The following is a 22,920-nucleotide window of genomic DNA, read 5'->3' on the forward strand; positions in this document are numbered from 1 at the left end:
CTACGCCCACCCCCCGTCAGGCGCCGGTGGCGCGGAACCACTCCACGGTGCGGCTCAGCCCCTCCGCCCAGTCGACCTGCGGCTTCCAGCCGAGCACGGTCTGCGCGAGGGTGGTGTCCGGCCGGCGCACCTGCGGGTCGTCCTGGGGGCGCGGCACGAACTCGATGCCGGAACGGGACCCGGCGGCGCGGATGACGTCCTCGGCGATCTCCTTGACGGTCAGCTCCTCGGGGTTGCCGATGTTGACGGGGCCGGGGTGGCCGCTGGCGGCCAGGGCGAGGATCCCGGCGACGAGGTCGTCGACGTAGCAGATGGAGCGGGTCTGCATGCCGTCGCCGGCGACGGTGACGGGTTCACCGGCGAGCGCCTGCCGGATGAAGGTGGGGATGGCCCGGCCGTCGGCGGCGCGCATCCGCGGCCCGTACGTGTTGAAGATCCGCACGATCGACGTGTCGACGCCGTGCGTGGTGCGGTAGGCGGTCGTCAGCGCCTCCGCGTACCGCTTGGACTCGTCGTACACGCCGCGCGGGCCGACGGGGTTCACGTGCCCCCAGTAGGTCTCCGGCTGCGGGTGCACCTGGGGGTCGCCGTACGTCTCGGAGGTGGAGGCCAGCAGGAACCGGGCGCCCTTGTCCTTCGCGAGGCCGAGGGCGTGCCAGGTGCCGGTGGCGCCGACCTTCAGCGTCTCAAGCGGCAGCTTGAGGTAGTCCACCGGTGAGGCGGGGGACGCGAAGTGCAGCACGAGGTCCACGTCGCCGGGCACGTGCACGTACTCGGTGATGTCGCAGCGGCGCAGGGTGAACCCGGGTCGTTCGGTGAGGTGCTCGACGTTCACCGGGCCGCCGGTGAGGAAGTTGTCCAGGCAGACGACCTCGACACCGGCGTCGAGCAGCGCCTCGCACAGGTGGCTGCCGAGGAAGCCGGCACCGCCGGTGACGACGGCGCGGGAGAACCGCCGCACGTCCAGGGTCCCGGAGGGGGCGGAGTGTGTGGGGGTCTCTCCCGCGGCTCGGGCGCGGTCCGGGGTCTGGGTCACGGGGTGATGCAACCACTGCAGGCTCCGACACGCCCGCCCACCCCGCCGCGCCGCCGCCGCGTGTCGCCACTACCGTCCGGCGGGTGAGTGCCGCCGCCCCGCCCGAGGACGTGACCGTCGTCGTCGCCACGCGCGACCGCGCCGGCGACCTGAGCCGCACCCTGCCGCGCCACGAGGGCCCGGTGGTCGTCGTGGACAACGGCTCCAGCGACGGCAGCGTGGACGTGGTGCGCGCGGAAGCGGCCCGGCGCGAGCAGCGGGGGCTGCCGCCGCTGCGGCTGCTGCAGCCGGGCCGGAACCTGGGGGCCACCGCGCGCAACCTGGGGGTGCGGGCGGCGCGCACGGAACTGGTGGCGTTCGCCGACGACGACTCCTGGTGGGAGCCGGGGGCGCTGGCGCGCGCGGTGGAGGTGTTCGCCGCGCACCCCAGGCTGGCGCTGCTGGCCGGGCGGACGCTGGTGGGCCCGGCCGAGGACCTGGACCCGATCTGCACGGACATGGCCTCCGCGCCGTGGGGGCGCAGCCCGGACCTGCCGGGCCCGGACGTCATGGGGTTCCTGGCGTGCACGGCGATCGTGCGCCGCGAGGCGTTCCTGGCGGCGGGAGGTTTCGACGACGTGGTGTTCTTCGCCGGGGAGGAGGAGCGGCTCACCTACGACCTGGTGGCCGCCGGGTGGGGGCTGGCGTACGTGGAGGACGTCGTGGCGCACCACCACCCGTCGGTGAGCCGTTCGCCCGCGCACGTGCGGCGGGAGCTGCTGGGGCGCAACGAGCTGCTGACGGCGTGGATGCGCCGGCCGCTGCCGGTGGCGGCCGCGACGACCGCGCGCTGGCTGGCCGAGGGGGGCGAGCACCGCCGCTCGGTGCTGGCGGCGGCGTCGCGGTTGCCGCGAGCTCTGCGGGCGCGGCGGCGCCCGGCGCCGGAGGTCGAGCGGCGGTTGCGGGTCCTGGCGGAGCGCGGGGCGTGAGCGCGGTGGAGGAGGCCGCCTCGGGCCCGGTGCCGCAGGGTCCGCCGGACGAGCGGGTCACGGTGGTCCTCATCACGTGGCAGCGCCGCGACGAGGCCGTGCTGGCGGTGGACCGGCTGCTGCGGTTGCCGGAGCGGCCGCGGGTGATCGTGCTGGACAACGGTTCCACGGACGGCACGGCGGAGGCGCTGCGCCGGCGCAACCCGCGCGGCACGGCCGGTGGGGACCGCCTGGACGTGGTGGTGCTGCCGGAGAACCAGGGTGCGGTGGCGCGCAACACCGGCGTGGCGAGCGCGAGCACCCCGTACGTGGCGTTCTGCGACGACGACACCTGGTGGGACCCGGGCTCGCTGGCGCGCGCGGCCGACGTCCTGGACGCCGATGACCGCGTGGCGGTGCTGACGGCGCGGATCGTGGTGGAGCCGGGGTCGGTGGAGGACGGGATCGTCGCCGAGCTGCGCGACTCCCCCGTGCGCGGCGCGCCGGGTCTGCCGGGCCCGGCGCTGGGCAGCTTCCTGGCGGGCGCGTCGGTGGTGCGCCGCGACGCGTTCCTGCAGGTGGGGGGTTTCTCGAAGCGGCTGTGGCTGGGCGGTGAGGAGGAGCTGCTGGCCGCCGACCTGGCGGCGGCGGGCTGGGAGCTGTGCTACCTGGAGGAGCTGACGGTGCACCACCAGGCCTCGGTGGTGCGCGAGTCGCTGCTGCGCCGCCGGCACGGGGTGCGCAACACCCTGTGGTTCACGTGGCTGCGCCGGCCGGTCCCGGCGGCGTTGCGGCGCACCGGGTTCCTGCTGCGCACGGTGCCGCGCGACCGCACGAGCGCCCTGGGGGTCCTGGACGCGGTGCGCGGGGTGCCGTGGCTGGTGCGCGAGCGCCGGGTGCTGCCGCCGCACGCCGAGGCGCGCTTCGCGTCGCTGGAGGAGGCGCAACGCACCTCCACCTCGCGGCACTACGGCTGAGGAGGGCGCGCCGGCCCGGGCACCCCGGCCGGAGCGGCCTACCGCTGCAGCGCCGACTCCGCCTCGGTGAACCACTGCTCGACGGCCTGGTCCACGGTGATCGAGCCGTGGGACAGGTCCTGGCCGATCCTGGTGAACGCGGTCTCCAGGGAACCGAAACCCGCCACGGGCGGGGGTGGCGAACTGGTCAGGTAGGGCTCCAGCGACTCCTCGTAGGCGAGGATCTGCTGGTCCAGCCCGGTCGGCTCGAACCCCTCGAGCGCCGTGGCGGAGGCGGGCACGCCGCGGGACATGCCGAACACGGCGCCGACCTGGGGGTCGTTGGTGATGAAGTCGATGAGGGCGGCGGCCTCGTCCGGGTGGTTCGTGTTCGAACCCATCGCGAGCATCAGCGAGGGCTTGAGGAACATGCCCCGTTCCTCCGGGTCGTCGGCCGGCGGCGGCAGCAGCGTCATGGCCGCTCCCCCGCTGCCTTCGCTGAAGCGCACGAGGAAGTTGTCCCAGCTGATCTCGGCGGCCGTCTCCCCCAGCCCGATGGCGTCGGCGCCCTCGATCTGCTGCACCCGCTGGGGCGGCAGGAAGGCGCCGTTCTCGTACAGGGCCGGTGCCCGCCCCCACCACTCGGTGAGGTCGGCCTCGGTGAACCCCAGCCCACCGTCCTCGAACATCGTCTTGCCCTGCTGGCCGAGCCAGATCTGGAACAGCCACATGACGTGCGTGTAGTCGTTGGACCCGTGCACCTGGGGCGTCCTCGAGGCCCCTGCGGCGGCCACGTCCGCCAGGAACCGGTCGTACTCGTCCCAGGTGGTGTCCGCGTCGGGGACCGGGACGCCGAGCTCACCCAGCAGGTCGGTGTTGACGACGGTGGTGAGGGTCGGCAGCAGCTCGACGTGCCGGGCCGGACCTCGGGGCCCCGTCTCGCCCACCCGCTCCACGAGCGTGCGCAGCGCCTCGCGGCCGGCTTCCCGGTGGCCGTCGCGCACCGACGGCGCGGTGGGCGTCTTGTCGTACACCGCGATCGCGACGCGGCGGTGCCCGAGCGCGACCAGGTGGTCGACGGCGAGGGCGGCGCCGTGGGCGTGGTCGGTGCGCACCGAGTCGAAGCCGCGCAGCGCCATCGAGCCGAAGCGGCGCTCCAGGAGCACCGTCGGCACCGGGATGGAGGTGATCCAGGAGGCGATCTCCTCCTCCCCGCGACCGCGGGGGGTGGGCGCCAGGAGCAGGCCGTCCACGCCCAGGGCCAGGAGCCGGGCGACCTGCTTCTCCTCGACCTCCGGCCGGTAGTGGGAGACCCCCAGCACGAGGCGGGCGTGCTGGGCGTGCGAGATCGACTCCATGCCGCGGACCACGTCCGGGAAGTGCACGGCGGTGCCCGGCACGACCACGCCCACCAGCAGGCGCGCCGCCTGCGGGGCGCCCGCCGAGGCGAGGGCGATCGCCCCGCCGTGCACGCGCGCCAGCAGCCCGGCCCGCTCCAGCTCGACGATGTCGCGGCGGATCGTCACCTCCGAGACGCCCAGCTCGGCGGCCGCACGGGCGGAGCGGACGCTGCCGTGCAGCCCGACCTGCCGCAGCAGGTGCTCGTGGCGCGCCCGCGGCAGGCGCGCCGGGGCGGTGCGGGGGGCGCCGCCCCCGGACGCACCGGCCCCCGTGGTCCCTGTGGCCCCGTCCTGGTCGTCCATGTCGGAAAGTGTCCGTTCCCCCGGCGTCGCCGCCACGCTAGCCGAGGATGCGGCGGTGACCTCCCTCAGCGCACCGGTGCGCGGTCGCGAGCACCCGGCCCCGGCGGCGGACCGCCGGCACTGGCTCGCGACGGCCGACGACCTGCTCCTGGCGACCCGACCCCACGCCTCCCCCGGCGGCGCCCTGCTGCGGCTGCCGGGACCGGTGAGCGCCTCGGGGGCCTGGAGCGACGGGCTGGAGGGATACGCGCGGACGTTCCTGCTGGCCGCCTTCCGCGTGCGCGGCGAGGACGGCGACGACCCGCACGGCCACCTCGAGCGGTACGCCGCCGGGCTGCGCAGCGGCACGGACCCCGCCGGCCCGGAGCGCTGGCCCCGGATCGGCGAGCGCCGCCAGGCCGTCGTCGAGGCCGCCTCGGTGGCCGTCGCCCTGTCCGAGACCCGCCCGTGGCTGTGGGACCGGCTCGACGACGGCACGCGGGAGCGGACGGTCGAGTGGCTCGCCGGCATCGTCGGCACGTCGGGGTACCGCAACAACTGGCTGTGGTTCCAGAACGTCGTGGAGGCGTTCCTCGCCGAGGTCGGCGGGCCCTGGCGGCAGGAGGACCTGGACCGCAACGATGAGCTGCGGGAGGCGCTGTACGTCGGCGACGGCTGGTACTCCGACGGCCGCGACCACCGGGGGCGGCTGCGGACGTTCGACAACTACACGGGCTGGGCGTGGCACCTGTACCCGCTGCTGCGCGCGCGGATCCGGGGGCGCGCGCTGGAACCGCTGCACGCCGGGCGGTTGCGCGAGTACCTCGACCAGGCCCAGCACCTGGTCGGCGCCACCGGCGCCCCGGTGCTGCACGGCCGCTCGGCGACGTACCGGTTCGCGGTGCTGGCCCCGTTCTGGGCCGGTGCGATCGCCGGGGCCACCCCGCTGGAGGCGGGGCAGACCCGGGCGCTGGCCTCCGCCGTGCTGGAGCACTTCACCTCCTGCGGTGCGCTCGACGAGCGCGGCCTGCTCAGCGTGGGGTGGCACCGCCCGTTCCCGCGCCTGCGGCAGCTGTACACGGGCGCCGGTTCGCCGTACTGGGCCAGCAAGGGTTTCCTGGGGCTGCTGCTGGGCGCGCAGCACCCCGTCTGGTGCGCCGAGCCGGCCACCCCGCCGGCGTGGCGGCGCGAGCGCGTGACGCTCCTGCCGGTGCCCGGCTGGCTCGTGCTGTCCACCCCGGGCGACGGCACGGTCCGCGTGCTCAACCACGGGTCCCAGCGGTCCCTGGAACCGGTGCTCGCGGCACGGGCGGACGACCCGTTCTACGACCGGCAGGGCTACTCGAACAGGACCTCCCCGCAACTGTCCCCCGGTGCGATCGCCGCTCCCACCGACTCCCACGTCGCCCTGCTGGACGAGCGCGGCGCCCCCTCCCACCGGGGCGACACCGAGCCGCTGCACCTGGCCGGCGGCGTGGCGGTCTCGCGCTCGCACGTGCACTGGCTGGACCTGCCCGCAGCGGGTGGGGACGGCGGTGAGGGTGACGGCGGGGGCGCCGCGGTGTGGGCGGGGCTGCGCCGCGGTCCCCGCCTGACGACCGCCTCGGTGGCCCGCGGCCGCTCCGAGGTGCGCCTGGCGTGGTGGGACGAGCCCCCCGGTGCACCGGGTGCGTCCCCGGACGTACCGCCGGAGCTCGCCGGGGTCGACGAGGAGGCCCTGTGGCCGCGCTGCACCGGGCCGTTCGCCGTCCACGTCGGCGGGTGGCCCCTGGCCGCGGGCTCGGCGGCCGACCTCGTCGTGGAGGAGGGCGAGGACTGGGTGCGCGTGCGGCGCGGTGACGGGACCACGTCGCTGGTGCGGGCCGTGACCGGGCCGGTGCTGACCGGTGCCGGTCGGCGCACGGGGGCGGACCCCTTCGGGGTCGTCTCCGCGACCCCGTGGCTGCGCAGCGGCGGCCACGTCGCCCAGCACCGCGTGGTGGCGGCCCTGGTGGTGCTCTCGGCGGCCGGCGAGGACGGTGACCTGGACGCCGTGGCGGCGGTGGAGGCCGAGGGCTCCGGGCCCGTGCGGGTGCGCTGGCGCGACGGTCACGTCGACGTCGTCCCGCGCGGTCGCGAGGCGGCCCGGTGAACCGGCTGTGCGGCGCCATCGCGCTGGGGGACCCCGGTCTGGTGGGCGACCTCTTCGACGCGGCGGCCCTGCGGCGCCTGCACGCCTGCGTCGACCTGGCACCGGGGGTGGTGACCGCCGTGGACGACCCCCGATCGCGCCGGGCCCTGGGGGCCGCCGAGGTCCTCCTGACCGGCTGGGGCGCACCCGTCCTGGACGCCGGGGTGCTGGCGTGCGCGCCCCGGCTGCGCGTGGTCGTCCACACCGGGGGCAGCGTGAAGCGGCTCGCGCCGGCCGCGGTGTGGGACCGCGGCGTCCGGGTCTCCAGCAGCGCCTCGGTGAACGCCCGCCCGGTCGCCGAGTACGCGCTGGCCGTGGTGCTGCTGGCCGGCAAGCGGGTCCTGGAGTCCTCGCGCGCCTACGCGCAGCACCGGTCCCTGACGGCGTGGTCGGCGCGGGCCCCGTTCGGCAACAACGGCCTCGTCGTCGGGATCGTCGGCGCCTCGCGCACCGGGCGGCGGCTGCTGGAGCTGCTGCGCCCCTTCGACGTCGAGCCGCTCCTGCACGACCCCTGGGTGACGCCGCAGGAGGCCCGCGGCCTGGGGGCCGAGGCGACCGGGCTGCACGACCTGCTCGGGCGCGCGGACGTGGTCAGCCTCCACGCCCCGGCGCTGCCGGAGACGCACCACCTGATCGGCTCGCCGGAACTCGCCCTGATGCGGGACGGCACGACGATCGTCAACACGGCGCGGGGTTCGCTGATCGACACCCGGGCCCTGGTGCCTGAGGTCCTCAGCGGCCGCCTGGACGCGGTGCTGGACGTCACCGACCCCGAGCCGCTGCCGCCGGACCACCCGCTGTTCGACGCTCCCGGGGTGCTCCTGACACCGCACGTGGCCGGATCGCTCGGCAACGAGCTGCGGCGCCTGGGGGCCTGCGCGGTCGAGGAGGTCGAGCGGTTCGTGCGCACGGGCGGGCTGGCCCACGAGGTCCACGCGTCCGACCTGCACCGCACCGCGTGAGCCGCTGACCCGCAGCGGGCCCGGCGCGCCTCGTCGCCCCTTGACACCCCGTGCCGCCGGGCCCGAGGGTCGTCGGCGCTGGAGCGGTCCAGCAGCGCTGCCGTCCCCGGAGGAGCCCCGTGCCCGACCTGCACCTCGGCCTGGCCGGTGTCGGCCGCATCGGCGCGATGCACGCCGCCAACATCGCCACCACCGCCGGGGTCGCGCGGCTGACGCTCGCCGACGTCGACGCCGGCCGCGCCGGCGCGCTCGCCGGAACCCTCGACGGCGGCGCCGTCGAGGTCCGCGCCGCCGGCAGCGTGGAGGCGCTGCTGCGCAGCGGGATCGACGGGCTGGTCGTCGCCTCCGGCACCGCCGCGCACCCCGAGCTCATCCGCGCCGGCGTCGACGCGGGGGTCCCGGTGCTGTGCGAGAAGCCCGTCGCACCCGACGTGGCGAGCTCGCTGCCGGTGCTCGAGCACGTCGCGGCCCGCGGCGGGGTCGTCCGCATCGGCCACCAGCGCCGCCACGACGCCGGCTACCGGGAGGCCAAGCGCGCCTTCGACGCCGGGGAACTGGGCTGGCTGCACGCCGTCCGGGCGGTCACGTGCGACGCGGCCCCGCCGCCGGTGGCGTTCCTGGCCACCTCCGGCGGGTTGTTCCGCGACTGCAGCGTCCACGACTTCGACGTGCTGCGCTGGATCACCGGCAGGGAGGTCGTGGAGGTCTGGGCGCGCGGGTCCAACAACGGCGACCCGGAGATCGGCCGGGTCGGCGACGTGGACTCCGCGCTGGCGGTGTGCACGCTCGACGACGGCACCCTCGCGGTCGTGACGGCCTCCCGGTACAACGGCGCCGGGCACGACGTGCGACTGGAGCTGCAGGGCTCGCGCGGCACGCTGCTGGTCGGCATGGACGACGCGATGGCGGTGCGCTCGGCCGAGCCGGGGGTGGGCTTCCCCGCCGGCCCCGCGCACGCGACGTTCGCCGAGCGCTTCGCCGCCGCCTACCGCGCCGAGGTGGCTGCGTTCGTCGCCCTGGTGGGTGGCGCCGGGGAGGGCGACCTGTGCCGGCCGGAGGACGCGGTGGCGGCCTCCCGGGTGGCCGACGCCGCGCAGGAGTCGCTGCTGAGGGGCGTGCCGGTGGCGGTGGAACCGCTCCCCTGAGCGCGGGCGCGCGGACGGGCCCGCGGCACACTCACCCGTGCCGCGGGCCCGCCGGCGCAGCGCTCAGGAGGACGGGGGTGAGCGCTCCCGCTCCGGCGCCCGGGCCGGAGGCACCCGGCCCCGGCGCGGCGGTGCGGGCCGCCGCGTGCGCGGCACCGGGCGCCCGGCTCCGGGCCGGGGAGCGTCGACGCCGCTGTCCGCCTCCTGCGCACCTCCTCCCCGCCAGACCGCCGCGACGAGGGCGTCGAACTCGGCGCGGACCCACTCGGGGTCCGCCCCGAGCAGTTCGCAGAACGCCTCGTGCACGCGCGGCGGACCGGCTCCCGCTCGTCCGGTCACGACGACCTCCGGTACCTCTCGGCGCCCGTCAGGCGCCGATGGCCTGCTGCTCCTCCACGGTCTCCACGGCGATGCGGCGCGGCTTGGCACGCTCGGCCACCGGCACGCGCAGCGTCAGCACACCGCTGCGGTAGGACGCGCGGATCTTCTCGGTGTCGAGGTTGTCGCCGAGGATGAGCTGCCGGCTGAACACGCCGCGGGGGCGTTCGGCCGCGATCATCTCCGCGGTGCCCTCGTTGACCGGGCGCTGCGCCTTGACGGTCAGGACGTTGCGCTCCACGTCCAGCTCGACGCTGGCCGGGTCCACGCCCGGCAGGTCGAACTCCACCACGAACTCGTCACCGCTGCGCCAGGCGTCCATCGGCATCGCCGCCGGCCTCGCCGACGTGCCCAGCACCTGCTGGGCGAAGCGGTCGAGCTCGCGGAACGGGTCGGTGCGCATCAACACAACCACCACCTCCAGTGCGTACACCAGATGCGACTGCGTTTCACGCGGTCCGGGTCTCGCCCGGTTCCCGCACCACCAGTGGTAGCACTCCCCGGACCCGAGTGCAAGAGGACATCCCGTGCGGTGCAGCGGATCTCCCCGACCGGGCGGAGCGGCTGGGCGCCTCAGCCGAGCTCGGCGAGGGCCTTGAGGATCCGCTCGTCGCTGACGGGGCCGGAGGTCGGCACCGGCTGGGAGAACTTCTGCAGCCGCAGCTCCTCCAGCGCCCAGCGGATCCGCACCAGCTCCGGCGGCACCGCCGCACCGGCCCGGCGCAGGTGCGCGGCGTACTCGTCGCGCACCCGGGCGAACTCGGCCATCCGCACCCGGTCGCGCTGCGGGTTCTCCTGCACCGTCTGCAGCCGCCGCACGATCCCCTGCAGGTAGCGCAGCAGGTCCGGCAGCCGCCCGGCACCGGCCCCCGTGACGAACCCGGCGTGCACCAGTCCGGTGAACTGCTCGCGCACGTCGGCCAGCGTGGGCACCAGCGCCAGGCTGGAGGTGCGGGAGACCTCCCGCTCGACCTGCGCGGCCGAGCGCAGCACCCGCAGGGCCCGGTCGACGACCTCGGTGGTCGTCGAGAGCAGCCCGCGGCCGACCTGCTCGGCCAGGCGGGCGAACTCCTCGGCGCTGCGCACCGGGCCGCCGGCGGCGTCCAGCCGCTCCTCCACGGCCGCGCGCAGGCAGTCCTCCAGCACGGCGGCGGCGCTGCCGTGCGGGGCGCGGGCCAGCAGCAGCTTCGCGTCGTTGGGCAGGCCGGACTGCACGGTCCGCAGCGGCGACGGCAGCACGAGCAGCAGCAGCCGCACCGTGCCCTCCCGGTGCGCCCGGGCGGCCTCCAGCTCGGTGGCGAAGGTGCGCAGCCCCACCGCGGCGCCCTCGTCCACGAGCGCCGGGAAGGAGACGACGTCGCTGCCGCGGCGCACGGTGGTGTGCGTGGCCGGGATCCGCGCCGGGAGGTCGTCCGGGCCGGGGTCGGCCGGCCAGGAGGTCGCCCCGGTGCGGCGCAGCTCGTCGGAGGCCTCGTCGATCGTGGCCCGCACCTGCGTGGAGACCGCCTGCCGCAGCCGGGCGAAGTCCTTGCCCTCGGCGAGCACCGAGCCGTCGGCGGCGGTGATCCGGAACGTCGGCAGCAGGTGCGCAGGCACCCGGGTGAGGTCGACGTCCTCGTAGTAGACCTCCGTGCCGTCGCCCAGGCGCGGCACCTCGTCCTCGAACGCCTCCCAGAAGGGCCGCTGCTGCGGCACCACCCGTTCCAGGAACCGCGCGGCCTTGTCCGGGGCCGGGGCGAGGTTCCGGCGCAGCTGCTTGGGCAGCGCCCGCAGCAGCGCGGTGACCATCTCGTGCCGGAAGCCGGGGACCTGCCAGGCCAGGTCGCGCTCGTCGAAGCGGTTGACGACCTCCAGAGGCACGTCCACCGTCAGCCCGTCGCGCGGCGAGCCCGGCTCGAACACGTACGTCAGGGGCAGCTCCAGGTCGCCCTGGCGCCACACCGCGGGGAACTCCTCCTCGCTGACGCCGGCGTCGCCGGCCACGAGCATCTCCGGGTCGAAGGTCAGCAGGTCCGGGTCGGTGCGCCGGGCCTGCTTCCACCAGGCGTCGAAGTGCCGGCCGGAGACGACGTCTGCGGGCACGCGCGCGTCGTAGAAGGCGAACAGGACCTCGTCGTCGACGACGATGTCGCGCCGGCGCGCGCGGTGTTCCAGCTCCTCGGCCTCCTGGAGCAGCTCGCGGTTGCGGGCGAAGAACTCGTGGCGGGTCTCGAAGTCCCCCTCCACCAGGGCGTGCCGCAGGAACAACTCGCGCGAGAGCTCCGGGTCGACGCCCCCGTAGGCGACGGTGCGCCCGGCGACGATCGGCACCCCGTACAGGGTGACGCGCTCGGTGGCGACGACGGCGGCGCGCTTGCGCGACCATCGCGGCTCGGAGTAGTTGCGCTTGACGACGTGCTCGGCGAGCGGCTCGATCCAGCGCGGGTCGATGGCCCCGACCACGCGCGCCCACAGGCGGGAGGTCTCCACCAGTTCCCCGGCGACCACCCAGTCGGGGGAGCGGCGACCGAGGGAGGAGCCGGGCGAGAGCGCGAACCGCGCGCCGCGCGCGCCGAGGTACTCCTGCTGGCGGGGCCCGTCGCCGCGGCCGCGGCGCGCGTCGTCCCCGCGGCCGCGTCGGGCGTCGCGCTTGTCCTCCTGCTCGACCTTCAGGCCGATGTTGCCGAGCAGCCCCGCCAGCAGCGAGCGGTGCACCGCGTCCGCGTCGTACGCGGGCGGCGGCACGTCCTCCCCCTCGGCGGGCGCCTCGAGGGCCGGCACCCGCACCTCCAGCCCGAGGTCGCGCGTGACGCGCCGCAGCTGGTGGTAGGTGTCCTGCCACTCGCGGATGCGCAGGAAGTGCAGCATCTCGGCCTTCACCCGCCGGCGGAACGCCGAGGAGGACAGCTCCCGCTGCAGGTGCTGCAGGTAGTTCCACAGGTTCAGGTAGGTGAGGAAGTCCGAGCGCTCGTGGCGGAAGCGCGCGTGCAGCTGGGCGGCGCGCTCGCGCTGCTCCAGCGGCCGCTCGCGCGGGTCCTGCACGGACAGCGCCGCCACGACGACGAGGACGTCGTGCAGGCAGGAGTTCCCGCGCGCCTCCAGCACCATGCGCCCCAGCCGCGGGTCGATGGGCAGGCGGGCCAGGTCGCGGCCGGTGCGCGTCAGGCGGGGAACCCCGCGCTCGCCCTCACGGGCGGGTTCCAGCGCGCCCAGCTCGGTCAGCAGCGCCAGGCCGTCGGCGACGGCGCGCCCCTCCGGCGGCTCGATGAACGGGAAGGCGGCGATGTCACCCAGCCCCAGGGAGGTCATCTGCAGGATGACCGCGGCGAGGTTGGTGCGCAGGATCTCCGGGTCGGTGTACTGCGGGCGCGACTCGAAGTCGGCCTGCGAGTACAGCCGGATGCAGATGCCGTCGGCGACGCGCCCGCACCGGCCGGCGCGCTGGTTCGCGGAGGCCTGCGAGACCTTCTCCACCGGCAGGCGCTGCACCTTCGTGCGGTGGCTGTACCGGGAGACGCGGGCGGTGCCGGCGTCGACGACGTAGCGGATGCCCGGCACGGTCAGGGACGTCTCGGCGACGTTGGTGGACAGCACGATCCGCCGGCCGCGGTGCGGCCGGAACACCCGGTGCTGCTCCTCGGCGCTCAGCCGCGCGAACAGCGGCAGCACCTCGGTGCCGCGGAACTCCCGCTCGCGCAGCAGATCGCCCAGCGCGTCGGCGGTGTCGCGGATCTCCCGCTCACCGGGCAGGAACACCAGCACGTCCCCGGGGCCCTCGGCGGCCAGCTCGCGCACCGCGTCGACGATGCCCTCGGTCTGGTCGCGGTCGTCGCCGGGCGCGGGCGGTTCGTCGACGTCGAGGGCCTCGCCGGCGTCGTCGTCCAGCTCCCCCGCCAGTTCCTGCGCGAGCTCGTCGGCGGCCAGCGGCCGGTAGCGCACCTCCACCGGGTAGGTGCGCCCGGACACCTCCAGCACCGGCGCGCCGCCGAAGTGCTGCGAGAACCGCCCGGTCTCGATGGTGGCGGAGGTGATGACGAGCTTCAGCTCCGGCCGGCGCGGCAGCAGCTGCGCCAGGTAGCCGAGGAGGAAGTCGATCGTCAGGCTGCGCTCGTGCGCCTCGTCGACGATGAGGGTGTCGTACTGCAGCAGGTCCGGGTCGCGCTGGATCTCCGCCAGCAGGATGCCGTCGGTCATGACCTTCACGACGCTGTCCTCGCCGACGCTGTCGGTGAAGCGCACCGCGTAGCCGACCAGGCCGCCGACCTCGCCGCCGAGCTCCTCGGCGACGCGCTCGGCCACGGCGCGCGCGGCGATGCGCCGCGGCTGGGTGTGCCCGATGCGCCCGCGCCTGCCGCGCCCGATCTCCAGGCAGATCTTCGGCAGCTGGGTGGTCTTGCCCGAGCCGGTCTCGCCCGCCACCACGACGACCTGGTGCTCGCGCAGCGCGTCGGCGATGCGGTCCTTGTCCTGGCTGACGGGCAGCTCGGGCGGGTACCGCACCTCGGGCACGGCGGCGTCGCGCCGGCGGGCGCGCTCCTCGGCCGCCGTGGTCTGCGCCTCGACGTCGTCCAGCCCGCGGCTGAGCGCCTGCGGGTCGCCGGTGCGGGCCAGCACGGCCAGGCGGCGGCGCAGCCGGTCCTCGTCGCGCAGCGACACCCGCTCCAGGCGGCCGGCGAGCTGCGCGGCGCGCGGGTCGTCGGGCAGGTCCTGCGGCGAGAGGGCGCGGGAGGACGGGCGCGGGGAGCGGGAGGGACGGCGGCGCCCGCGCTGCGGGCGCCCGGGCCGGCTGGAGGGGCTCGACATGGCCCGGCCATGCTACGGCGTCGGGCGCCGCCCGCCCCCGGTCAGGGAGCGGGCCAGACGAGCTGCCCGTCCTCGTACAGGGAGGCCACGACGTCCTCGTCGACGAGGGCGTCGACGTCCGGCACGGCGTCGACCTGCCCCATCTCCAGGAGGAAGTCCGCCTCGGCGCGCACGGTGGCCGGGTCGATCGTGCCCAGCGGCTGCCCGGCGGGCCGGGAGTCGGCCACCAGACGGGTCTCCGTCTCCCACACCCGCTGGTTGTGCTCGGTGTCGTAGCCGACCTGCGAGCGCTCGGCGGCCAGGGCGACGCACTCCGCGGCGTCCTCCTCGCAGTGCGCGTAGGCGCGCAGCTGTGCGCGCAGGAAGTCCTGCACGGCCGTGGGGTGCTCGTCGAGGAAACCGGGGTTCACGATCGTGGCGGCGATGGAGCCGGGGACGCCGTGGTCCTCGGGGTTCCACTCGGTGACGTCCTCGCCCATCTCCCGCAGCGTCAGCGGCTCGTTGGACTTGTACCCGGTCAGCGCCTGGACCTGCCCGCGCGCCAGGACGGTGGGGTCGTAGCCGACCTGCACCTGCTCCACGGCCGCGACGTCCACGCCGGCGCTGCGCAGCATCGCCTCGATCGTGACGGGCAGGGCCCCCTTGTGCCCGAGGGTGGCGCCCTCGAGCTGCGTCAGGTCGCTCACCTCCGGCCCGGTCATCAGGGTCGCCACCGGCACGTGCCCGAAGAGCGCCACGGCGGTGACGTCCACGCCGTTGGCGACGTTGACGAGCACGTCGGAGGCACCGGCGATCGAGGAGACCTGGGCGGTCCCGGCGGCGACGAGCTGCGCGTTCTGCGCGGTCTCGCCGGTGCCCGGCTGGATCTCCACGTCCAGGCACAGCGCGTCGAAGTACCCCAGGTCCTCGGCGGCGACGGGGTCCAGGATGCTCACCGACGACTGGAACTGGTACCCGGTGACGTAGGTGATCGTGCCGGCCGCCTCGTTGAGCGCGCACCGCTCGGCCGAGACGGCCGAGCCGCGGTCGGCGGAGGGGGCGGGGTCACCGGCGCCGCCCGCACCACCGTCCCCGCCGGAGCAGCCGGCGAGCAGCGCGGCGGCCGCCAGGGCGGCCAGGGCGGGCCGGTGCGGCCGGGGGGTCCTGCGGGTGCTCACGTGCGCCTCCTGCTCGTCGTCCGGGGCGTCGGGGCCCCGGGTCGTCCAAGGCCGCCAGCGGCCCGTGGATTCCTCACCGCGCCTGCGAGGAGTGCCAGGACAGCACCCGCCGCTCCACCGTGGTGACGACCAGCAGCAGCAGCGCCCCCATGAGCGCCAGGCAGCCGATGGAGGCGAACACCCGGTCCAGTTGGGAGTTGGCCGCGGCCACCTTGATGATCGTGCCCAGGCCCGCGGTGGCGCCGGCCGCGCTGAACTCCGCGACGATCGCGCCGACGAGCGAGAGCGGGAAGACCACCCGCAGCGCGGCGAAGACGAACGGCAGGGCGCTGGGGAACCGCAGCCGCACCAGGACGTCCCAGCGCGAGGCGTGCACGGTGCGGAACACCTGCAGCACCTCCCGGGGAACCGACCGCAGGCCGGTGGCCGTGTTCATCAGCACCGGGAAGAAGGTCGTCAGCGCTGCCACGACCACCTTGGGGAGGATGCCGAACCCGAAGGCCACGACGAGCGCGGGCGCGATCGCGACGACGGGGGTGACGTTGAGCACCACCGCCAGCGGCATCACGGCGCGGCGCAGCAGCACCGACTCCGAGACGGCCACGGCCACGGCGAACGCGGCCGCCGCCCCGGCGGCCAGGCCCAGCAGCGCCTCGGACAGGGTCGCCCAGGCGTTGACGAGGTAGAGGCCCGGGTCACCGGCCAACTGCTCGACGACCGAGCCCGGCGCCGGCAGCACGTAGGGGCTGCGCCGCGCGACCCACGACCACACCGCGGCGGCGACGGCGAGCGCGACCAGGGTGGGTGACCACACCCGCGGGTGCAGCGCGGCCGCCCACGTCCTCGCGCGCGCAGCGGCGGGCCGCGGGCGCGGCGCACGCGGCTGCAGGCTCACCGGCCGGCCCCCGCGCCGGCGTGCCACGCGCTCGAGAGCAGCTCTCGCACCCGGTGCTCGTGCTCGTGCAACGCAGCGGAGTCCAGCAGCCCGGAGCGCCGCGGCCGGTCCAGCAGGACGTCGACCGTCCCCGCGACGCGACCGGGCCCGGCGGCCATGACGACGACGGTGTCGGACAGCAGGACCGCCTCGGTGATGGAGTGGGTGACGAAGACCACGGTGGTGCGCAGCTCCTGCCACACGTCCAGCAGCTGCAGCTGGGCGGCTTCGCGGGTGAACTCGTCCAGCGCGCTGAACGGCTCGTCCATGAGCAGCACCTGCGGCTGCAGCGCGAACGCGCGGGCGATGGCGGTGCGTTGCTGCATGCCGCCGGACAGCTGCCCGGGCCGGCGGTGCAGCACCTCCCCCAGGCCCAGCCGGCGCAGCAGCGCGACAGGGTCGCCTGCCAGGTCGCACCGCTCGGGCGCGGCGCGGGAGGGTTCCGGGCCGCGCCGGCGGGCGGCGCGGTTGACCTTCTCCAGCACGCGCACGTTGCCCAGCACGTCCAGCCACGGCAGCAGCGCGGGCGTCTGCGGGACGAAGCCGACCATCTTGCGCTCGGCGGCGTGCGCGGGCGTGCGGCCGCAGATGCGCACCTCGCCGGAGTCCGGTTCCTCCAGGCCGGCCACGAGGCGCAGCAGCGTGGACTTGCCGCAGCCGGACGGCCCGATGACGCTGACGAACCGCCCCCGAGGCACTTCCAGGTCGACGTGGTGCAGGGCGGTGACGTGCCGGGGGCCGTCGTCGTAGACCTTGCAGGCGTCGCGCACGGCGACGAACGCCTGCTCGTCCCCGTCCGCCCGCTGCTCCACCACGGCCCGACCCTACTCAGCGGACGGGGCCCCTCGGCGCACGCGGCCGCCGGGGTCAGGTCAGCGCACCCGTGACGGCGAGGCCGAGGGCCGCGGCGGCCGTGGTGGCCACCACCGTGGTCGCCGCGTGCGCGGCCGCCGCACCGGTCCGTCCGCGCCGCAGCAGGCCCACCGTCTCGAAGCACGCGGTGCTGAAGGTGGTGTAGCTGCCGCAGAACCCGGTGCCCAGCACGGTGAGCAACGATCCCGGTGCGCCGTGCGCGACGACGAGGCCGGTGAGCAGGCCCAGCAGCAGGCTGCCGGTGACGTTGACGGTGAGGACCGCGGCGGTGGGCCGCTGCGGTCGGCGGCGCTTCAGGGCGCCGTCCACCCCGTGGCGGGCCAGCGCCCCGGCGGCCGCGGCGAGCGCCAGCGCCAGCAGCGTCACGCGCCCTCCCCCGCCGGCCGCGGCACCAACCGGGCGGCGAGGGCGACGCCGGCCCCGCACAGGGCCACCCCGGCCACGACGGAGACCAGCGGGTACGCGACCGCGAGCCCCACCGCCCCGTCGCGGGCGAGCAGGTCCGTCTCCACCGCGAGCGTGCTGTACGTGGTGAAGCTGCCGACCAGGCCGGTGCCCAGGCCGAGCCGCAGCAGGCGCCGTCGGCCGGTGTCCGGGCCGCGGCGGGCGAGCCCCTCCAGCAGCAGGCCGAGGGCGAGGCAGCCGAGCAGGTTCACGACGGTGGTGGCCACCGGCCAGCCGCCCGGCGGGGTGCTCAGCCACCGGGCCGCGCCGTGGCGGGCGAGCGCACCGGCGACGGCGCCGGCCGCGACCGCCCCCCACGGTGCCGCCCGGGCGGAGGTGGCTCGAGGGGCGGTGCTCACGGTGGGGCAGGCTAGGCCACCGCGCACCGCGACGGGCGGTGGTGGGGGGCGGGGCGAGGGAACGGACGAGGGGGCCAGGTGGCGGACCGGGCGCAGGAGCCGCTGCGGAGGGCGCTGGAGTCCGCGGGGTACGAGGTGCTGCCGTTCCCCGGCACGGCGGAGGCGGTGCTGGCCCACGTCCCGCGCACGGTGCCGCTGACCGTGACGGCCTCCCCCTCGAGGGGCACGGCCGCGACGCTGGAGCTGACCGAGCGGCTGAGTGCCGAGGGCTACCGCGTCGCCCCCCACCTGTCGGCGCGCATGCTGCGCGACGAGGCGGAGCTGCGCGAGGTCGTGGACCGCCTGCGCGTCGCCGGCACCACGTCGGTGTTCGTCGTCGGCGGTGACGCGCAGGACGCCGGGGAGTTCCCCGACGCCCTGTCGCTGCTGCGCGCCCTGCACCGGGTCGGGCACCCCTTCGCCGACGTCGGCGTCGCCGGGTACCCGGAGGGGCACGCCTCCCTGGCCACGGCCGACCTGGAGCGCTCCCTGGTGCGGAAGGCGCCGCTGGCCCACCACGTCGTCACGCAGGTCTGCTTCGACCCCGCGGTGATCGCCGCGTGGGCTCGCGAGGTCGCGGCCCTGGGCGTGCACCTGCCGGTGCGCGTGGGCGTCCCGGGAGCGGTGAGCCGGGAGAAGCTGCTGCGGATCACCGCCGGCATCGGCGTCGGGGAGTCGGTGCGGTTCCTGCGCAAGCAGCCCGGGTTGCTGCGGCGGTTCTTCGCCCGGCACGGCTACGACCCGGGGCCGGTCCTCGCCGGCCTGGCGGGCGAGTTCGGCGCCGCCGCGCACCACCTGGCGGGGCTGCACGTGTTCACCTTCAACGACGTGGCGGGCACGGAGGCGTGGCGGCAGGATGCGTTGCGGCGGCTGGACCGGCGCCGCTGAGAACCCCGACGACGGAGGCTCCCGTGTTCGCCATCGCAGTCCGTTTCGACCTTCCCGACGAGGGCGCCGCCGCGGCGTTCGACGACCTCGTGGCCCGCAACGTGCCGGGGATCCTCGCCGAGGAGCCGGGGACCCTCACGTACGTGCCGCACCGCGTCGAGGGCGAGCCGCTGGCCCGGCTGTTCTACGAGGAGTACGCCGACCGCGACGCCCACGCCGCGCACGAGGCGCGACCGGGCACCGCGGAGTTCCTGCGCGGGGTGCGGGAGCTGGTCACGTCGGTGCGCGCGGAACTCCTCACCCCGCTGGAGGGCTGAACGGCCGGGCCACCCGTCCCCGCCCCGCCCGGGGACGGGTGGCCCGGGTCGTCAGCTCGCCGGGACCCGTTCGGCGGCCTGCTCGGCGGCCTGCTCGGCGGCCAGTTCCGCGCGGACCTCCGCGGCGGCGGCGACGAGGTTCCGCAGCGCCGGCACCGTCTCGGCGTAGCCTCGGGTCTTCAGCCCGCAGTCGGGGTTCACCCACACCTGCCGCGCGGGCACCGAGGCCACCGCCAGGCGCAGCAGCTCGGCGACCTCCTCGCGGCGGGGGACCCGCGGGGAGTGGATGTCGTACACGCCCGGGCCGATGCCGCGGGCGAACCCGGCGCGGGCGATGTCCGGCAGCACCTCCATGCGCGAGCGGGCGGCCTCGATGCTCGTCACGTCGGCGTCGAGGCGGTCGATGGCGTCGATGACCTCGCCGAACTCCGAGTAGCACAGGTGGGTGTGGACCTGCGTGGCGTCCGCGGCGCCGGCGGTCGCCAGGCGGAACGCGGCCACCGACCAGTCCAGGTACGCGGGCTGGTCCGCGCGGCGCAGCGGCAGCAGCTCGCGCAGCGCCGGCTCGTCCACCTGCACGACGCCGATGCCCGCGGCCTCGAGGTCCGCGACCTCGTCGCGCAGGGCGAGGGCGACCTGGCGGGCGGTGTCGGCCAGCGGCTGGTCGTCGCGAACGAACGACCACGCCAGGATCGTCACCGGGCCGGTGAGCATCCCCTTGATCGGCTTCGGCGTGCGGGAGGCGGCGTGCGCGCTCCACGGGACGGTGATCGGCGCGGAGCGCGTCACGTCGCCCCACAGGATCGGCGGGCGCACGCACCGCGAGCCGTACGACTGGACCCAGCCGTTGCGGGTCACCGCGAAGCCCTCGAGGTTCTCGGCGAAGTACTGCACCATGTCGTTGCGCTCGGGCTCGCCGTGCACGACGACGTCCAGCCCCAGCTCCTCCTGCAGCGCGACCACGCGGTCGATCTCGGCACGCAGGAAATCCTCGTACTGCTCCCGGGTGAGCCGCCCGGCGGTGCGGGCTGCGCGCGCGGCGCGGATCTCCCCGGTCTGCGGGAACGAGCCGATGGTGGTGGTGGGCAGCAGCGGCAGGGCGAGCGCCTCGTCCTGCGCGGCGCGGCGCACCGCGTAGTCGCTGCGGTGCAGCGCGTCCTCGCCCAGGCCGGCGAGGCGTTCGCGCACCTCGGGGCGCACCACGCCGGGGGCGGCGAGGCGGTCGGCGCGCGCCGACGAGCTGGCGGCGAGGGTGTCCGAGCCCGTGCCCGGGTGGTGCAGCGCCTCCCCCAGCAGGACGACCTCGGCGACCTTCTGGTCCGCGAAGGCGAGCCAGCCGCGCAGCCGCTGGTCCAGGTCGGGCTCGTCGGCGACGTCGTGCGGGACGTGCAGCAGGGAGGTGGACGTCCCGGCGACGACGGTGCCGGCCAGCGGCACCAGCGCCTGCAGCTGCGCCAGGGCGGGTGCCAGGTCGGCGCGCCAGACGTTGTGCCCGTCGACGACCCCGGCGACGACGGTCTTGCCGTCCAGGCCGGGGACCGGGCCGGTGGGGGCGGACCCGCGCACCAGGTCCAGCGCCAGGGCGTCCACCGCGGTGGCGGCGAGCGGCGCCAGGTGCTCGCCCAGGTCGCCGTAGGGGGCCGCCACCAGCAGGCGCGGGCGGGCGGGCGCCGCGACCAGCGCGGTGAGCAGGGTGTCGTAGGCCGAGCGCACGAGCTCCGCGAGGCCGCCGACCCCCTCGGTGGCGGAGTCGCTGACGAGGGCCGGCTCGTCCAGCTGCACCCACGCGGCACCGGCGGCGGCGTGCGCGGCCAGCAGCTGCGCGTACACCGGCAGCAGGTCGTCCAAGCGGTCGATGGGCGCGAACCCCTCGGGGCTGCCGTCGGCGGGCTTGGCCAGCAGCAGGAAGGTGACCGGGCCCACGAGGACGGGACGGGTGAGGAAGCCGTCGGCCAGCGCCTCGGAGAACTCCCGCACGCCGCGGTCGTCGGCGAAGCGGAACTCCGTGTCCGGGCCGATCTCGGGGACGAGGTAGTGGTAGTTCGTGTCGAACCACTTCGTCATCTCCAGCGGTGCGTCCGTCCCGCGGCCGCGGGCGATCGTGGAGAGGCCGGCCAGGTCGACGCGCCCGTCGGCGCCGACGACGTCGGCGAAGCGCGGCGGCACGGCCCCCACGGCGATCGCGGTGTCCAGCACCTGGTCGTACGCGGAGAACGCCGACGGGATGGAGGCGTCGTGGGCGTGCAGGCCCAGGTCGTTCAGGCGCCGCACGGTGCGGGCGCGCACCGCGGCCAGCGCCCGCTCGGTGCTGGCGACGTCGGCGTGGCCGGCCCACAGGGCCTCCAGCGCCTTCTTCGTCTCCCGGCGCGGGCCGATGCGGGGGTAGCCCAGGACGGTGGCCGACCAGGCGGGGACGTCGGTGGTGGTGCGGGTCCGTGTGCTCATCGGGATCCTCCAGCCGCGAGCGCGGCGTCGTGGGGAACCGCGGATGCCTGCGGCCGTCCGGCCGAGCTCGGGACCGTCGGGGCCCCGGCGCCGAGGTGCACACCCTCGAGCAGGTCCAGCGCCGCGGGCGCTGCGTTGAACGTGTAGAGGTGGAGCCCGGGGGCACCGGCCGCGAGCAGGTCGCGGGCCAGGGCCCGGCCGAAGCCGGTGCCGGCGCGGTGGCGGGCCGCGTCGCCGTGCTCGGCCGCGGACTCCAGCAGTGCCAACAGCTCGACGGGTGCGGGCACCCCGGTGAGCTGCTCCAGGCGCAGCAGGCGCGCCGGGTCGGTGGTCGGGATGATCCCCGGCAGCAGCGGCAGGGTGATGCCGGCGGCGCGGGCCCGAGCGGTGAAGGCCTCGTACTCGCGGGCGGAGTAGCAGACCTGCGTGATGGCGAAGGAGGCACCGGCGTCCTGCTTGGCGCGCAGGGCGTGCAGGTCGCCGGCGCGCCGGGAGGCCGGGAAGGCGGCCACCGCGACGCTCAGCGGCACGGCCACAGGCACCACCGCGCCGTCACCGCCCGCACCGCCCGCACCGCCCGCACCGCCCGCACCGCCCGCACCGCCCTCGACCGCTCCCACCCGGTGGTGGCGGTCGGCGACGTGCAGCAGTTCCACCAGGTCGCAGGCGCGGCGGACGGCATCGGCCGGTGCCGGGTCGGTGACCCGCTCGGCCGGCGGGTCGCCGCGCACCGCCAGGACGTCGCGCACTCCCGCGGCGAAGAACTCCTGCGCGAGGTCCACGACCTGCCGTCGCGTGGCGCCCACGCAGGTCAGGTGGGCCACGGCGGCGGCGCGGGTCTCGCGGCGCAGGTGGGCGAGCAGTTCGCAGCCTGCGCCCCGGGTGCCGCCGCCCGCCCCGTGGGTCACGGAGAAGAAGTCCGGTCCGGCACCGGCCAGCCGGGAGACCGTGCGGTGCAGGGCCTCCCGCGCCCGTTCGGAGCGCGGGGGGAACAGCTCGAAGCTCAGGGTGGGGCGGCCGGCGGCTCCGGCGACCAGGGGTGCGACGCTCACGGCAGCGCGGGGGGAACCCCGGGGCCGGTGCGGCCCGGGGACGGGTGGGCGGTGGTGCGGGACATCGTCGACTCCATCGACCTGGCGGAAGCACCCGCTCCCGGGGACCGGGGGGTTGCTGCGGCGTCGTCGAGCCAGGACTCTCGGCCGCTCTGGATGGGGTGGCGGTGCTGGTGGTGCTGCGCGGTGGTGCTGGCGGTGGTGCTGCGCGGTGGTGCTGGGTCAGCGCTCCCCGCCCTGCGGCGGCAGCGCGGCCACCACCGGGTGGTCGGCCTCGATCAGGCCCGTCCCGGCAGCCCCACCGGGAGAGCCGACGGTGTCGAAGAACTCCACGTTGGCCGCGGTGAACGCCGA

At 76.2% G+C, this 22,920-nt stretch carries 19 protein-coding genes, 1 pseudogene and 1 riboswitch; of the genes and pseudogenes, 7 read left to right on the plus strand and 13 right to left on the minus strand.

Going from position 1 to position 22,920, the window contains the following annotated elements:
* Positions 1 to 16 precede the first annotated feature (16 nt).
* Positions 17 to 961, minus strand: a complete 945-nt coding sequence (locus tag MN205_RS19675; RefSeq protein WP_374115995.1) for a UDP-glucuronic acid decarboxylase family protein — start codon at positions 959 to 961, stop codon at positions 17 to 19.
* Between the two features lie 158 nt (positions 962 to 1,119).
* Here MN205_RS19675 and MN205_RS22215 point away from each other — a divergent pair, with 158 nt between their 5' ends.
* Entirely contained in the window at positions 1,120 to 2,004 is an 885-nt protein-coding gene (locus MN205_RS22215) for a glycosyltransferase (RefSeq protein ID WP_308220317.1), read from the plus strand.
* A gap of 5 nt (positions 2,005 to 2,009) precedes the next feature.
* A complete protein-coding gene (locus tag MN205_RS19690; protein WP_374115996.1) occupies positions 2,010 to 2,960 on the plus strand; it encodes a glycosyltransferase family 2 protein in 951 nt (316 codons plus the stop codon).
* A gap of 38 nt (positions 2,961 to 2,998) precedes the next feature.
* Here the strand turns inward: MN205_RS19690 and MN205_RS19695 are convergent, their stop codons facing one another.
* Complete coding sequence (locus tag MN205_RS19695) at positions 2,999 to 4,642, minus strand: extracellular solute-binding protein (RefSeq protein WP_242130149.1); 1,644 nt, start codon at positions 4,640 to 4,642, stop codon at positions 2,999 to 3,001.
* A 55-nt stretch (positions 4,643 to 4,697) separates the two neighbouring features.
* On the opposite strand from MN205_RS19695, the gene MN205_RS19700 reads away from it, so the two are divergent.
* From MN205_RS19700 to MN205_RS19710, 3 genes are all read left to right on the plus strand, one after another.
* On the plus strand, positions 4,698 to 6,752 hold the full coding sequence (locus MN205_RS19700; protein ID WP_242130150.1) for a DUF2264 domain-containing protein: 2,055 nt from the start codon (positions 4,698 to 4,700) through the stop codon (positions 6,750 to 6,752).
* The gene (locus tag MN205_RS19705; protein WP_242130151.1) at positions 6,749 to 7,753 is read left to right on the plus strand and encodes a hydroxyacid dehydrogenase; all 1,005 of its coding nucleotides are present in this window, start codon (positions 6,749 to 6,751) and stop codon (positions 7,751 to 7,753) included. The genes MN205_RS19700 and MN205_RS19705 overlap by 4 nt, the downstream gene beginning before the upstream one ends.
* 119 nt (positions 7,754 to 7,872) lie before the next feature.
* The gene (locus tag MN205_RS19710; protein WP_242130152.1) at positions 7,873 to 8,898 is read left to right on the plus strand and encodes a Gfo/Idh/MocA family oxidoreductase; all 1,026 of its coding nucleotides are present in this window, start codon (positions 7,873 to 7,875) and stop codon (positions 8,896 to 8,898) included.
* Between the two features lie 63 nt (positions 8,899 to 8,961).
* Here MN205_RS19710 and MN205_RS19715 read toward each other — a convergent pair whose 3' ends face one another.
* From MN205_RS19715 to MN205_RS19750, 8 genes are all read right to left on the minus strand, one after another.
* On the minus strand, positions 8,962 to 9,237 hold the full coding sequence (locus MN205_RS19715; RefSeq protein WP_242130153.1) for a hypothetical protein: 276 nt from the start codon (positions 9,235 to 9,237) through the stop codon (positions 8,962 to 8,964).
* Positions 9,238 to 9,265: 28 nt separating this feature from the next.
* A complete protein-coding gene (locus MN205_RS19720) occupies positions 9,266 to 9,685 on the minus strand; it encodes an HSP20 family small heat-shock protein (protein WP_242130155.1) in 420 nt (139 codons plus the stop codon).
* A gap of 164 nt (positions 9,686 to 9,849) precedes the next feature.
* Positions 9,850 to 14,058 carry an ATP-dependent RNA helicase HrpA gene (gene hrpA / locus MN205_RS19725; RefSeq protein WP_242130156.1) on the minus strand — a complete coding sequence of 1,403 codons (4,209 nt, stop codon included), beginning with the start codon at positions 14,056 to 14,058 and terminating at the stop codon, positions 9,850 to 9,852.
* A gap of 41 nt (positions 14,059 to 14,099) precedes the next feature.
* On the minus strand, positions 14,100 to 15,215 hold the full coding sequence (locus tag MN205_RS19730) for an ABC transporter substrate-binding protein (RefSeq protein ID WP_242130157.1): 1,116 nt from the start codon (positions 15,213 to 15,215) through the stop codon (positions 14,100 to 14,102).
* Between the two features lie 73 nt (positions 15,216 to 15,288).
* The gene (locus MN205_RS19735; protein ID WP_255820882.1) at positions 15,289 to 16,104 is read right to left on the minus strand and encodes an ABC transporter permease subunit; all 816 of its coding nucleotides are present in this window, start codon (positions 16,102 to 16,104) and stop codon (positions 15,289 to 15,291) included.
* Between the two features lie 2 nt (positions 16,105 to 16,106).
* The gene (locus tag MN205_RS19740; RefSeq protein WP_242130159.1) at positions 16,107 to 16,964 is read right to left on the minus strand and encodes an ABC transporter ATP-binding protein; all 858 of its coding nucleotides are present in this window, start codon (positions 16,962 to 16,964) and stop codon (positions 16,107 to 16,109) included.
* Positions 16,965 to 17,016: 52 nt separating this feature from the next.
* On the minus strand, positions 17,017 to 17,388 hold the full coding sequence (locus MN205_RS19745) for a CrcB family protein (RefSeq protein WP_242130160.1): 372 nt from the start codon (positions 17,386 to 17,388) through the stop codon (positions 17,017 to 17,019).
* Positions 17,385 to 17,825 (minus strand): CrcB family protein, encoded by a 441-nt coding sequence (locus MN205_RS19750; RefSeq protein ID WP_242130161.1) that lies wholly within the window; start codon positions 17,823 to 17,825, stop codon positions 17,385 to 17,387. Before MN205_RS19750 ends, MN205_RS19745 begins: the two co-directional genes overlap by 4 nt.
* A 78-nt stretch (positions 17,826 to 17,903) precedes the next feature.
* On the opposite strand from MN205_RS19750, the gene MN205_RS19755 reads away from it, so the two are divergent.
* Together MN205_RS19755 and MN205_RS19760 are read left to right on the plus strand one after the other, a co-directional pair.
* Complete coding sequence (locus tag MN205_RS19755) at positions 17,904 to 18,752, plus strand: methylenetetrahydrofolate reductase (protein WP_242130162.1); 849 nt, start codon at positions 17,904 to 17,906, stop codon at positions 18,750 to 18,752.
* 23 nt (positions 18,753 to 18,775) lie between these two features.
* Positions 18,776 to 19,069 carry a putative quinol monooxygenase gene (locus MN205_RS19760; protein WP_242130164.1) on the plus strand — a complete coding sequence of 98 codons (294 nt, stop codon included), beginning with the start codon at positions 18,776 to 18,778 and terminating at the stop codon, positions 19,067 to 19,069.
* A gap of 51 nt (positions 19,070 to 19,120) precedes the next feature.
* Here the strand turns inward: MN205_RS19760 and metE are convergent, their stop codons facing one another.
* From metE to MN205_RS22380, 3 genes and pseudogenes are all read right to left on the minus strand, one after another.
* The gene (gene metE, locus MN205_RS19765; RefSeq protein WP_242130166.1) at positions 19,121 to 21,514 is read right to left on the minus strand and encodes a 5-methyltetrahydropteroyltriglutamate--homocysteine S-methyltransferase; all 2,394 of its coding nucleotides are present in this window, start codon (positions 21,512 to 21,514) and stop codon (positions 19,121 to 19,123) included.
* Positions 21,511 to 22,566, minus strand: coding sequence for a methylenetetrahydrofolate reductase (locus MN205_RS19770; RefSeq protein ID WP_242130168.1), 1,056 nt, complete (start codon positions 22,564 to 22,566; stop codon positions 21,511 to 21,513). Before MN205_RS19770 ends, metE begins: the two co-directional genes overlap by 4 nt.
* 70 nt (positions 22,567 to 22,636) lie before the next feature.
* A riboswitch (SAM riboswitch) is annotated at positions 22,637 to 22,729 on the minus strand.
* 59 nt (positions 22,730 to 22,788) lie between these two features.
* Positions 22,789 to 22,920, minus strand: a pseudogene (locus tag MN205_RS22380) (ferredoxin); the annotation flags it as partial.

Origin of the sequence: Kineococcus sp. TRM81007 (assembly GCF_022669155.1) — a bacterium.
Lineage (GTDB): Bacteria > Actinomycetota > Actinomycetes > Actinomycetales > Kineococcaceae > Kineococcus.